Origin of the sequence: Streptomyces capitiformicae, from assembly GCF_002214185.1 — a bacterium.
GTDB lineage: Bacteria > Actinomycetota > Actinomycetes > Streptomycetales > Streptomycetaceae > Streptomyces > Streptomyces capitiformicae.
Map to the genome: position 1 here is coordinate 7189341 of NZ_CP022161.1, position 12911 is coordinate 7202251.

The 12911-nt window shown below is 71.0% G+C and carries 9 protein-coding genes; 3 read left to right on the forward strand and 6 right to left on the reverse strand.

The window, feature by feature from the left end:
- Nucleotides 1–207 precede the first annotated feature (207 nt).
- From dhaK to dhaM, 3 genes are all read left to right on the forward strand, one after another.
- Nucleotides 208–1200 carry a dihydroxyacetone kinase subunit DhaK gene (dhaK, locus tag CES90_RS32175; RefSeq protein WP_189787230.1) on the forward strand — a complete coding sequence of 331 codons (993 nt, stop codon included), beginning with the start codon at nucleotides 208–210 and terminating at the stop codon, nucleotides 1198–1200.
- A gap of 89 nt (nucleotides 1201–1289) precedes the next feature.
- The gene (gene dhaL, locus CES90_RS32180) at nucleotides 1290–1907 is read left to right on the forward strand and encodes a dihydroxyacetone kinase subunit DhaL (protein ID WP_189787231.1); all 618 of its coding nucleotides are present in this window, start codon (nucleotides 1290–1292) and stop codon (nucleotides 1905–1907) included.
- A gap of 235 nt (nucleotides 1908–2142) precedes the next feature.
- The gene (gene dhaM, locus CES90_RS32185) at nucleotides 2143–2553 is read left to right on the forward strand and encodes a dihydroxyacetone kinase phosphoryl donor subunit DhaM (RefSeq protein WP_189787232.1); all 411 of its coding nucleotides are present in this window, start codon (nucleotides 2143–2145) and stop codon (nucleotides 2551–2553) included.
- A gap of 54 nt (nucleotides 2554–2607) precedes the next feature.
- On the opposite strand, the gene CES90_RS32190 is transcribed toward dhaM, so the two are convergent.
- The 6 genes from CES90_RS32190 to CES90_RS32215 all read right to left on the reverse strand — a co-directional run bounded on the left by CES90_RS32190 (nucleotide 2608) and on the right by CES90_RS32215 (nucleotide 12803).
- Nucleotides 2608–3288: a glycoside hydrolase family 75 protein gene (locus CES90_RS32190; RefSeq protein WP_189787233.1), complete on the reverse strand. Its 681-nt coding sequence runs from the start codon at nucleotides 3286–3288 to the stop codon at nucleotides 2608–2610.
- Nucleotides 3289–3619: 331 nt separating this feature from the next.
- Nucleotides 3620–8206 carry an FtsK/SpoIIIE domain-containing protein gene (locus tag CES90_RS32195; protein WP_229914326.1) on the reverse strand — a complete coding sequence of 1529 codons (4587 nt, stop codon included), beginning with the start codon at nucleotides 8204–8206 and terminating at the stop codon, nucleotides 3620–3622.
- Between the two features lie 60 nt (nucleotides 8207–8266).
- Entirely contained in the window at nucleotides 8267–9520 is a 1254-nt protein-coding gene (locus tag CES90_RS32200; protein ID WP_189787234.1) for a hypothetical protein, read from the reverse strand.
- Complete coding sequence (locus CES90_RS32205; RefSeq protein WP_189787235.1) at nucleotides 9517–10002, reverse strand: sigma-70 family RNA polymerase sigma factor; 486 nt, start codon at nucleotides 10000–10002, stop codon at nucleotides 9517–9519. Before CES90_RS32205 ends, CES90_RS32200 begins: the two co-directional genes overlap by 4 nt.
- A gap of 456 nt (nucleotides 10003–10458) precedes the next feature.
- Nucleotides 10459–10764 carry a hypothetical protein gene (locus CES90_RS32210; protein ID WP_189787236.1) on the reverse strand — a complete coding sequence of 102 codons (306 nt, stop codon included), beginning with the start codon at nucleotides 10762–10764 and terminating at the stop codon, nucleotides 10459–10461.
- A 173-nt stretch (nucleotides 10765–10937) separates the two neighbouring features.
- Entirely contained in the window at nucleotides 10938–12803 is a 1866-nt protein-coding gene (locus CES90_RS32215; RefSeq protein ID WP_189787237.1) for a coiled-coil domain-containing protein, read from the reverse strand.
- Nucleotides 12804–12911: the final 108 nt, after the last annotated feature.

Consider the following 12911-nt stretch of genomic DNA (forward strand, 5'->3'; position numbering starts at 1 on the left):
AGGCATGGGCGGTGACCCCCTGCGACGACAAGCGCACGTGCCCGCCTTGACATGCCCAGGAGCATCCGCACGTGACCTTCGCTTGCTCAAGGTCGATACTGCCGACAGGAGCGTTCCCGCCGAGCCGACTTCGACCACCGCCAGGGATCTGACGATCCGTCACCAATGTAAGCATTGGCCATCTGCCAACCGCACCGGGAGGTACTCATGAAGATGCTCATCAATGTCGCGGAGACCGTCGTCGCGGACGCGCTGCGGGGTATGGCGGCGGCGCATCCCGAGTTGACCGTGGATGTGGAGAACCGGGTGATCGTGCGGCGGGACGCGCCGGTTGCCGGGAAAGTGGGGCTGGTTTCCGGGGGTGGGTCGGGGCACGAGCCGTTGCACGGTGGGTTCGTGGGGCCGGGCATGCTGTCGGCGGCCTGTCCCGGTGAGGTGTTCACGTCGCCCGTGCCGGATCAGATGCTCCGGGCCGCGGCGGCGGTGGACAGCGGGGCCGGGGTGCTGTTCATCGTGAAGAACTACACCGGTGACGTGCTGAACTTCGACATGGCGGCCGAACTCGCCGAGGACGAGGGCATCCAGATCGCCAAGGTGCTCGTCAACGACGACGTGGCCGTGACCGACTCCCTCTACACCGCCGGGCGGCGCGGCACCGGCGCCACCCTGTACGTGGAGAAGATCGCGGGCGCCGCCGCCGAGGAGGGGCAGCCGCTGGAGCGGGTCGAGGCGCTGGCCCGGCAGGTCAACGAGAACTCCCGTAGTTTCGGGGTGGCCCTGACGGCCTGCACCACGCCGGCCAAGGGCAGCCCCACCTTCGATCTCCCGGCCGGAGAGCTGGAGTTGGGCGTCGGCATCCACGGTGAGCCGGGGCGTGAACGGCGCGCGATGATGACCTCGGGCGAGATCGCCGACTTCGCGGTGAACGCCGTCCTCGAGGACTTGAACCCGCGCAACCCCGTACTGCTGCTCGTCAACGGCATGGGCGCCACCCCGCTGCTGGAGCTGTACGGCTTCAGCGCGGAGGTCCAGCGGGTACTCACCGAGCGCGGAGTCGCCGTGGCCCGCACCCTCGTCGGCAACTACGTGACCTCCCTCGACATGGCCGGCGCCTCGGTGACCCTCTGCGAGATCGACGAGGAGCTGCTGCGGCTGTACGACGCGCCGGTCAGGACGCCGGGGCTGCGCTGGGGGGTATGAGGGGCGGCACCCTGGCCGTCAACCGGCCGTCTGCCACCATCTCGTCATCACCGCAGTCAGTCAACTCTCATACCGCGCAAGGAGATTACGTGCTGCACGCCGACTTCTTCCGTCGCTGGATGACGGCCGCCGCGGCCTCCGTGGAACGCGAGGCCGAGCGGCTCACGGCGCTCGACTCGCCGATCGGGGACGCCGACCACGGCAGCAATCTGCACCGCGGGTTCGCCGCCGTGGTGGCCGTGTTGGAGAAGGACGCGCCGGACACGCCCGGCGCCGTCCTCGTGCTCGCCGGGCGGCAGTTGATCTCGACGGTGGGCGGCGCGTCCGGTCCGCTGTACGGCACCCTGCTGCGGCGCACCGGCAAGGCTCTCGGGGACGCGGTCGAGGTGAGTGAGGGTCAGCTCGCGGACGCGCTGCGCGCCGGGGTCGACGCGGTGATGACCCTGGGCGGGGCCGCGCCCGGCGACAAGACCATGATCGACGCGCTGGTCCCGGCTGTCGCCGCACTCGATGAGTCGTTCACCGCGGCGAGGTCCGCCGCCGAGGAGGGCGCCCTGGCGACCACGCCGTTGCAAGCCCGCAAGGGACGGGCCAGCTATCTGGGTGAGCGGAGCATCGGGCACCAGGACCCCGGAGCCACCTCCGCCGCGCTGCTGATCGCGGCGCTCGCCGACACCGCCGAGCACCGGGAGGCCACCGATGCCTGACGAGAAGCCAGTGCCCCGACAGGCAACGTTCGCCCCGTCGCGACGCCCGGCAAGCTCCCCCACTCTCGGCTCCTCCCCCACTCTCGGCTTCGCTCGAGCGGGAGGGGCCCCCATGAGCGGGAGGGGCCCCACCGCCGCACCGGCCGAAAGCCCAAGTACATCCAGTCCATCTGCGGGGCCTTCCGGCCGGCACACCGAGAGCACGCACCGGACGCCGCTCCTTGACGGGCAAACGTTGCCTGCCGGGGCACGGGTCGGCATCGTGCTCGTCTCGCACAGCGCCGCAGTCGCCGCCTCGGTCGCCGAGTTGGCGAAGGGGCTCGCGGGCGCGGGCGCCGACGTCCCGGTGGCCCCCGCGGGCGGCACCGACGACGGTGGTCTGGGCACCAGCGCCGAGCTGATCTCGGCGGCCGCCGCGTCCGTGGACCGGGGGGCCGGGGTCGCGGTCCTCACCGACCTCGGCAGCGCGGTCCTCACCGTGAAGGCCCTGCTCGCCGAGGGCGACGAACTCCCCGGGAGCACCCGGCTGGTCGACGCCCCGTTCGTCGAGGGTGCCGTCGCCGCGGTCGTCACGGCATCGACGGGAGCGGACCTCGCGGCGGTCGCGGCCGCGGCTGCGGAGGCGTACGCGTACCGGAAGGAGTGACCCTCGGCGGTCGGCGGGGCCGAGCTTGCCGAAGGCCCCGCCCAGGCCGTCCGCTCACCGGCCCCGTACGAACTGCCGCGCCAGCTTCTCCCCGCGTTTCAGCGTCGCCTCCTTGTCCTCGATCGGGGACACGCGGGAGTTCTCGAAGAGGATGTAGGTGACGCCGGAGTGGGTGCCGCCGCGGCGTGGGTGGGGGTTGATGCCGAGGGCCTTGGCGGTGGCGTAGGAGGCCTCGCCGATGATGTTCCGGGGGCCGGTGTCGCCGACGACGGCGTACTGGACGCGGTCTCCGTAGATGACGGCTGCGATCGAACCGCCCTTGATGCCGTGGTCCCGGTGGTCCCAGATGGGGCTCGGGACGGGGACGACGATGAACGGCAGCTGCTCGGCGCTGAGGTGGCGGCCGTCGGACTGCCGGTAGGAGGTGGTCGGCTGGAACCACGGGTCGGTGTCGCGGTTGCAGTGTGTGCCGGGCCGGCCGTCGCAGTCGATGTCCATGTCGGCCTTCCAGAACACCGCGCCGCCGAAACCGCAGACCGGGATGACGGCGCGGGCGCGGGCGTCGCTGCGGTAGAGCCCCTTCGACACGCGGACGCAGCCGCGCGCCTTCGCGAGCAACTCGGCGGCGGCGACGGCCCCCTCACTCTGGAGGGGCTGCTGGGCCAGGGCGGGCAGGGCTGCAGGGGCCAGCAAAGCAGCGAAGACGGCGGCCAGCGTCCACGACCGGACACGCACGATGAGGGACCCTCTCCGGGGAGACAATGACGATCACTCACCCAAAGGTGGAGCGGGTCGGAGAGAACGTCCACCATGACAGGGCCGGACGGCGTACGACAATCCTCTGTACGGGCGTGCGGCCGAGGGCCCGGGCCGGCCTCGGCCCCGGCCGCTCGGCCGCCCTCGTCGGTGCGGGATCGGCGACGACAGCGGCCCGCACCGTACGGCGTGAACCGCCCTGGAAGGCAAGCGAGTTCACGCCGCGTCAGAGCACCAGCATACGTAGCCGGGAGCCGTGCCGCCGAACCGGGCCGCCGCCCCCGTTCGGCGGCGTACGCCGCCATCCGCGTCAGTCGAGCGGCGTCTCGGGGATCTGCACGTTGATCGGCTCACCGGAGCACGGGTCGACGGTCAGGCCCCGGCCGGGCTTGCGGTTGCGCAGATGGGCATGGGTCAGGCGGACGCCCAGGACGTCGCCGTCCATCAGGCTCTGGGCCTCCAGCAGCACACCCCTGCGCTGCCGTTTCAGGGCGCCCAGCCACCCCATCGCTCCCGCCATGGTGTCTCCCGTGGCGGCGGCCGCCAGTCCGATGCCGCGTTCCCTGCCGGACTCGGCCAGGGCGCGAAGGTCCTGGTCGAACTCCGGCAGCGCCACCAGGTCGGCGTCGTCGACGAGCACCACGCGGGGCTCGTTGCCGCTCTCCAGGGCGGCGGCGAACTCCCGTGACGTGGGCGCCCGTGACGTGAGCAGCTGTACTCCCGGATGCCCGTCCAGGGCGCGCAGCGGCGACTCCCGGGGCGTGAGGACGACGAGCCGGGTACCGGAGGCGAGCAGGGAGACCGCGAGGCTCGCCAGCGTGGTGCTGCGGCCGGAGCCGGGAGGCCCGGCGACCACGAACGTCGGCGCCTGGGAGAAGTCCACCCCCACCGGGGCGACGTCGTCACCGCCCAGCCCCAGCAGGCCCCACAGGGGTCGGCGGAACTCCTCGGCCACCCTCTCGTACGCCTCCGTGAAGGCCACCTTCGCGGGCAGTGAGCCGATGCGGACGGGCCGGCGAGCAGCGGGCAGCCCCGCGTCGCGACGGGTCGCCTCGTCGCCGATCGCGCGCAGCGCCTCCGCCTGTTCCTGACCGGTTGCCCCTGGCCCGAGCAGCGCGACCTGGATCTCGGTGCCGTCGGAACACCAGCCCTGTCCGGGCCTGACGACGTCGGGCATCTCCGCCGGGCGTTTGCCCACGAGGTGGTAGTCGCTGCGGTCGTTCAGCCGCAGCAGCAGCTTGTTGTCGTTGAGCGCGCTGGCCCGCGAGGCGAGCAGGGCGCGCTCGGACGTGGCGACGACGTGCAGACCCGAGGCGGCTCCCTCGCGCAGGAGGCGGTTGAGCTGGTCCATCAGCCGGCCGCCGTGGTGATCGGCGATGAGGTCGACGAGGGCGTCCCAGCCGTCGATGAGCAGCAGGACATGCGCCGGACGGGCCGCCGCGGGGACGATCTCCCGCAGCTCCGCCAGGGTCGCCGCGTGATGCCGGGTCAGCAGCTCCTGACGGCGGCCCAGTTCGGCGTCGAGCCGGGCGAACAGCCGCTCCAGCCGCTCGGTGTCGCCCCGGAGCACGACGGCGCCGCAGTGCGGCAGCACGCCCAGGGCGGACAGCGCGCCGCCCGCGAAGTCGATGCCGTACAGGTGGACGTCCGCGGCGGAGTGGCCGCGGGCCAGCGCCCCGGCCATGGTCCGCAGCACCTGCGACCGCCCGGAGCGCGGGATGCCGATGACGTACAGGTGACCGAAGGTGTCGAGGTCCAGCTGGACCGGCAGTTGCGCCTGCGAGCCGGGCAGGTCCGACAGCGCCCAGGACACGGGGGCCAGCCGGGCCCCGCCGGTCTGTTCGGGCTGTGGCAGGTCCGCTATGAGCACATTGCTGTCGAGCGGGGGCAGCCATGGGCTGGGCTGGGGCACACAGTCCAGAAGCTCCGTCGCCTCGCGAACCGCCTCCACCAGTGCGTTGAGGTCGGTGGGGAGGTCGTCGTCCACAACGGCGGCACGGGGCTCCTCACCGGTGTCCGGCACTCCGACGGCACGGCCGAGACGCTGCCACGGCAGTTCGGTCCCCCAGACCTGGGGCCTTTCCCCCTCGATCGCGCGCTGCGGCTCCTGGGCCGGAGCGGCCCCGGGCCGGATCGCACCACAATACGCGGTCTGGAAGGGGACGACCGTGCCGTGCCCGAGCCGGGCCAGCGCCCTGCCGGGGGTGCTCGGGGAGATGCTGACGGCGTCCTTGGTGTCGATGACGTCCTGACTCTCGGTGGCGTCGGTCACACGCAGGGCGATCCGCAGGTTGGTGTTGGCACGGATGTCGGCGTTCACCACTCCGGCCGGACGCTGCGTGGCAAGGATCAGATGGATGCCCAGGGACCGGCCGCGCTGGGCGATGCTCACCAGGCCCGGGATGAAGTCCGGGATCTCCCGGTAGAGAGTGGCGAACTCGTCGATGACGATGACCAGCCGGGGTACGGGCAGGAGTTCGGGGTCCCGGCGGCGCATGGTCTGGTACTCGGGCAGGTCCTTGGCCCCGGCGGCCGCCAGGATGTGCTCGCGGCGGAGCAGCTCGGCCGACAGTGAGGTGAGCGCGCGCTGCACGAGATGGCTGTCGAGGTCGGTGACCATGCCGAGGGTGTGCGGCAGCTTCACGCAGTCCTTGAAGGCGCTGCCGCCCTTGTAGTCGACGAGGACGAAGGTCAGCTCGTCGGGCCGGTTGGCCGCGGCGAGCGAGGCCACGAAGGTCTGCAGCAGTTCCGACTTGCCGGATCCGGTGGTGCCCGCCACCAGACCGTGCGGGCCGTCCTTCACCAGGTCGAAGGCGGCCGCGCCATCGTAGCCCGCGCCGAGCAGCAGCGAGGTGGACGACGGTCGCTCCGTCCAGCGGGCGGCGATCATCTTGCCGCTCGGCTCCGGCATGCCCAGCAGGTCGAGCAGGCCGACGCCGTCGGGCAGGCCCTCGGAGGCGTCCGGGGTGACGTCGTGAATGGGGGCGATACCCCGGGCCAGTCGCTCGCACCACGCGGGTTCGACCAGGTCGGGGCGGATGTCGGGGACGTCGGGCAGTCCGGTGCGGCGCAGGGTCAGCCGGTGGTTCTCGTACCGGACCACCGCGGTGCACTCCTCGGGAAGGAGGCGTTCCTCGTGGTCCAGGCACAGGGGGAAGATCCGTGCCGCGGGGCCCTCCTTCAGGATGGAGACGACGCCGGGGACGTCGCGCAGGCGGCGGGCGCCGTCCATCACGACCAGCACGTCCGGTTCGCTGAGCAGCGCCTTGCTCATGGTCGACTCGGCGGCCCGCTGGCGTGTGCGCAGGGTGGAGACCAGCTCGGCCACCCGGTTCGCCACCGTCTCCGGGTCGTTGCCGATGAGGATGACGGCACCGCTGCGGGATCCGGGCAGACCGTCCCGCGTGTGCGGCAGCCAGCAGGTCCAGTCCCAGGACTCCTGGGACGCCTTGTCGGTGAGCACGACGATCCGCAGGTCACGGGGGGTGTGCAGCACAGCGGCCTGGGCCGTCATCCAGCGTGCCAGCGCCTGGACCGGTCCGGGCTCCCCGGCCACGCCCACCACACCGCAAGTCTCCACGTCGACGCTGACGGGTGCGTCGGGGATGGTCCAGTGGATGGCGGTGTGGTTGTCCTCGCGCGCCGTGTCGTCGATGCCCAGGAGGGACGGCTGCTCGGCGGTCCCGATGCGCAGGGCGAGGTGGTCCGGGTCGCCGCGGCGCCGTTCCCACAGCCGGTGGCCGGGGCCGACCGCCCACAGTCCGGCCAGCGCGGGGTCGGGCGCGTTCTCGGTGCGCAGCCGCTGCTCGGTGGCGACCTTGTTCCGGACGTCCTCCTCCAGGGAGGCGCGGCGCAGCCGGTAGACGCGGCACCTGTCCTCGTGGTCCAGGCGTGCCTGGCGCCGCCCGCTGAGGTGGTTCGCCGCCATGAGTATCGGCGACAGGAGCATGAAGATCAGATAGAAGTACGAGTTCCAGAAGAGGACCATGACGAGGCCGAAGACCATCGGGGCGAACGCCACGAGCAGCGGGATGGGCCTGCGCCCGAGCGGCTCGGGAGGCGCGGGCAGCCGGAACCGCTCGGGCGCGAGGTGCGGCAGGATGCGCGGCGGACGGTTGTAGTCCAGGCCCCCGCCGCCCTCGGACGGCACCACCGCGGCGTCCCTCGGGGTCGGTTCGGCCAGCCGCAGCAGGAAGGCGCCGAGCTGGAGTTCGGCACCGACGGGCCAGGGTTCCCAGTCATCGGGGAGAAGAGCGGTGTCCCATGGCTCATCGGCGGGCTGCTCCTCCTCGTCCTCCCCCGCCACGAGCGGCAGCAGCGGGACGTCGGGCTTGCCCCGGTGCTCCGGCGGCTCCGGGACGGACAGCCGTGCCGTGCCGTCCGCCGGGAGTTCGACGATGGCCGATCCGTCCGGGCGCACGGTGATCCGTACGCCGTCGGACGGAACGCCGCGGCCGTGCAGCGGTACGGCGGAACCCTCCAGCGGGCCGATGCCGTGGGTGCCGACGCCGAGCGCGTACACCCGTCCGGCGTCCGGTCCGCCCACCACCTGCAGTTCGACGAACGGTGCGTGGTCGACCCGCTGCGGCTGCTGCATCGCGGAGCGCTCGGGCCCGTACTCCAGTCCGGCCCGCGGAACGGGAGCGCCCAGGCCGATGACGCTGCCGTCCATGATCTGGGTGGCTCCCAGCGCCGCTCCGGGAGGCAGTGGTTCGTCTCCCAGATAGCAGGTCGGCGCGGCGGACGTGGTGTCCGTGCTGGGCGCCGCGGCCCCGGCCCGCATACGGGCCAGGTGCGCGGCGACCTCCTGCACGGGGGTGGTGGCGTCGGCGCTCAGCACGACGTCCTGACGGCTCGAGAGGTCGCCATCGGTCACGGTGGTGACGAGGAGTTTCACGTCTCCCCTTCGGGTGGTTCGGGGGTGAGCAACGGGACGGGGTGACGGAGCGGCGCGGGGCTACTGCTCATCGGTGGAGGAGGCCTGGGCGGGGCGCGTCCGGGCGGTGGCCGGTTCGGACAGCAGATCGGCACCGGTCACGGTCAGGGCCGGGACCGGGGCCGGGGGCACGGGTTCCTCCACGAGTTCGGGTGACCGGGCCGCCTGCTGCTCCGGTTGCACGCGCGGTTCGAGGGCTTGCTCGGTCGGCCGGTGCCGCTCGGGTGCGCGGCGCGCGCGGCGTCGGTCCGCCCGTACGGCTGCGGCGACGGCCCTGCCGAGCGGGCCGCAGTCCGCGTGCAGTCCGAGTTCCGGAGAGGTGACCCGGCCCCGGGCATCGACGCGGAGGGCCCAGCTGTGTCCGGGTACAGGGCCGTCCACGAGACAGACGACGGCCCCCGAGGCGGTGAGCGCCCCGAGCCGCCGGGCCTGTTCCCGGGTGGGTGCGGCGCAGACCACGGCCCTGGTGGTGGCGGTGACCGTCTCCTCCGGCTCCGCGAGGGGCGTGTCCTCCAGTTCCCGCAGCACCGTCTCGAGCCGCTCCCCGTGGAAGTGCGGATGGACACCGTCCGTCAGGGTCACCGAGGCTCCACTGCCCGGTCGGTCGAGCTGCGCGGCCAGTGCGTGGAACAGGCGTGTCCGGGCGGCGGAGTCACCTTCGACCGTGATCATCCGTGGTCCGGCGGCCAGGTCGAGGTGGACGCAGGCGTCGTCCGCCATGCCGACCGCGACGGGCAGCGGCCGCATGCGGGCGCCGCCTCGGGATACTGCGCCGGGCAGAGCCGCGCCGTCTTCCAGTCGGTCGAGTTCCAGGTACCAGGACTGCGGGCCGGGTAGCTCGTCGGCCTCCCAGGGGGCGGGGGGCTCGGGCAGCCGGCGGGCGGCGATCTGCACAGAGACGCCTCCCGGCTCCGTCCGCAGCCCGTAGGGGAAGGCCCCGGGCACATCGCCGAGGGCTGCCCCGGCCGCGTCGAGCAACCGCCGCACCAGCAGGCCCGCCCGCGGGTCGCACAGGTGGCGGGCCAAGGTCCGTACTCCTCGGCGGTGGCGGCGGAAGGCGCGCAGCGGTTCGCCGAAGGCGTGCCGGGTCAGGGTGAGTTCGCGGGCGACGCGGCGCCGGCATCGTCTCCAGCCGCCGTGCTTGCGTACGAAGTACCGCAGCAGGAGGAACAGCACCAGAAGCGCGACGACAGCGACGAGGATCTTCGTCATCAGCGGCTTGTCGGGCTTGGCCAGCGCGATCACATGCCAGTGGAGTGGTGTACCCGTCGTCATGCCGCCACCAGCGTGTGCTGAGGGTGCCGTCGGCGCAGCTCGCGTATGGCGTGATGGGCGCGGGACTTCACCGTACCCGGCGGGATGGACAGGGCGTCCGCGGCGTCCGGGCCGGTCCAGCCCAGCATGTAGACGTAGAAGAGCACCTCGCGGTGCGATGGCGAGAGCCGGGAGAGTGCGTGCACGAGGAAGCAGCGGTGAACCGCCTGGCTGATGGGGTCGACGGGTTCGGCATGGGACTCCAGGAGCTCGTGGTGGAGCTCGGGGCGTGCCTGCTCGCGCCGCGTCCAGTCGATCACCAGGTTGTGCGCCACCCTGAACAGCCAGGCCCTCGAGGGCGACCAGCCCGGCGGCTGGTCCGCGCTGCTCAGCCAGGCGCGCAGCAGCGTCTCCTGGACGAAGTCCTCGGCGCGCTGCCGGTCGCCGCGCAACAGTCCACTGACGTAGCGCAGGAGCGGCGCATGGTGTCGCTCGTAGAGCACACGGACCGGCCCGTCACCGGAAGAAACGGTCTCACCATTCCTGGGAGCGCTCCCAGGGGGTGTGGATGGGGCGGACGGGGACGTTCTCATGGGTTTGCCTCCCCCAGCACCGGCCTCGGTCTGCGAGCCGGTCCCGGCATGCGCCGCACGTGGCGGCATGAGTCGAGAAAAGCGAGTTCAGGGACCAGAGCCGCCCGCATCCATAAACGGAATAGAGAACTCCTGTTCCTGCTGGGGCGTGAGTCTATGTGTGCCTCGAGGACTTTCAAGAGGTCTTGAGGTGAACGTGAGGTTCTACATGAGACCGCGATCCGGATGAAACAATCTGGTCCAGACCTGCCGTCCGGTCCGTCGGACGGCGCTGACGCCAAGCCCGCGCCGTCGGCACACGCAAAGGGGTGCCGGCCCGGGAAGGGGATTCCGGGCCGGCACCCCTGGATGAAGCGGTGGCGTCGGTTACCTACCAGCCGGGATGCTGCTCGCGATCTGGCCGTCCAGGTTCTTCACGGAGTCCTTGACCGACACGAACTGCTTGGCGAACTCCCTGATGTTCTGCACCGCCTCCGTCACCGACTTGTTGAAGTTCATGTAGGAGTCCTGCAGCGCCGGGCTGGACTGCTGCAGCACCAGGCCGTTGCCAAGGAGATCCACGACATCCCGCTGCAGACTCTCCAGCTGGGGCACGAGCGTGCTGTCGACAGCGGTGGTGAGCTTGGCGGCCGTGGAGTCTACCTGCTCGTCATCGACGTGGGTCTTGCCCATGGTGTCCTCTTTCGCGTTTCGGTGCGTCCGGTCGCGACCGGACGTGCACCTTGGTGATGGAACTGCCGGGCCCGCGGATGCGGGCCCTTGGGGCCCTGCGGGCGCCGGGGGGAGGCGCCCGCAGGGAGTACAGGGGGTGAGGGCCGACGGGCGTCCGGCCCTTCAGCGGGAGATCAGCGCCAGTTCTCGCCGATCATCCCCAGAGGGGGCTCGTCGCCGTAGCGCTCGTGCTGGGTGATGGAGTCCTTCAGGTACCACTCGCCGTACCGGTTCTTCTGCCAGACCTCCTGGATCTCGCCCTTGTCGTCGGCGACATAGCGGCTTATGTCCGCGGTGACGACGTGCAGGCCGGAGCCGTCGGGGTTCGTGTAGTCGGTACGCGTGGCGTTGCCGGGCAGGTTGGAGGTCGTTGTCCCCGGCGAGAAGGAGCCGTCGGCTGGTTTCCCGGTCGCGTCGACCATCGGCTTGTCCACGGTCAGGTAGGCGGGTGGCCGCTCCAGGTACTCCATCGGCGCCTGCCCGACAGCAACCGCGTCGATATCGGGGTTGGACGACTCCTCCGGGCCCTCGGCCGGTCTGGCCTCGTTCTGCATCGTCCAGTCACCGTCGGGCGCCTTGAGCCACACCTGCAAGGTGTTGCCCTTCTCGTCGGTGACGTACCGCCTCATGAACCCCTTGCCGTAGAACTCGTCGTTCGCGTCCACGTAGACCTTGGTGACCTTGCCGTCGGAGCCCTGGGTGGTCGTCACGGAGTCGCCCTCACGGGCGAGTGATCGGTAGGTCTCGGTGTACGACATCCCGTTCTTGTTGGTGATCGTCGTTGTCGTCTCGACCGGGTTGCCGTTCTTGTCGACCTCGATCTCACCGTCGGCGTTCAGCTTGTACTCGATCTTCGTGTGGCCGTTGTCGTCGTTCCGCTCGTAGGTGGTGGGTACAGGGGGCGGTGGGGTCTCCGCCGGGGCGTCCCCGCCGAGTTCGCGGTTCATGTGCAGCGGGTTGGGTTCGCCGCTCTCCGGGGTCCAGGCCGGTTTCTTCTCCAGCTCTTCCTGCTCCGAGGCGTAGGCCTTCTGCATGTCCTCGGCCCGCTGCCGCAGCGGTTCCTCGTCCTTGTCGAGCTGTTTCTGCGCCTCTTCGGTCGCGGCCTGGTCCTTCCACAGGTCCTGCTGCTTCTTGTCCAGCTCGTCCCATTCGGGGGTGAAGGCGTCCTGTTCCTTCCGCAGGGCGTCCCGCTCCAGGTTCAGGTCGTTCTGCTCCTTCTCCTGCTTGCCTTCCAGGGCCTTCTGCGCGGAGTCCTGTTCCTTCCAGAGGTCCTGCTGTTTGCGCTGCAGCTCATCCATCTGCTCGCGGGACGGTTGCTGCCCCTTGGCGAGTGCCGCCCGTTCTTCGTCCAGGGCGTCCTGCTTGGCCGTGAAGTCCGCCTCCAGTTCGGCGCGCTCGGCCTTCTGCCGCTGCCACAGCTCCTGTTGCCGCTGGGTGAGTTCCTCCTGCCGCTGCCGCAAGGGCTCCTGCCGTTTCTGGAGCTCTTCCTGCTGCTTGGTGAGGTCCTCCTGGCGCTTCGCCTGGGCGTTCTGCTCCTTCTGCAGAGCCGCCCGCTTCTTCTCCAACTCCTGGCGCTGTCGCTCCAGGTAGAGCTGCCCGGGTCTGTGCTTCCGCTCCAGGTTCGCGGCCTCGGCCCGTTTGTAGAGGGCGTCCTGCCGCTGCTTGTAGCCGTCGTTCGCCGCCTTGATGTTCTGGCGCTGGTAGGCCGCCGCCATCGTCGCGGCGTTGGCCGCGATCCCGGCGTCGTTGTCGTAGAAGGCCTTGCCGATCTCGTCGAGGAGGTTGCCGAGGTCGGTCATGACCTGCCAGCCCTCGGTGAACGCCTTCTGCCAGGCGCCGGAGAAGTGCGACAGTGCCTCGGCCGTGTCCCCGCGGGGCCCGATGTCGCCGGCCTCGAAGCTGTGCTTCACGCCCGAGGGGACATCCATTTCATCGCGGAGATGCCAGATCTGACGGGCGAGGGCGTACATCAGATCGTAGTCGATCGATACGCGGGTCACGTAATTCCGTCCTTTCTTCCGGCATTCGGGCCGAGGCGGCAGAGGTGTTCGTGATGCCGAACAAGCGGTGGCATCGTGTCCGCCCTGTAGACGCAGAGACGGACCCGA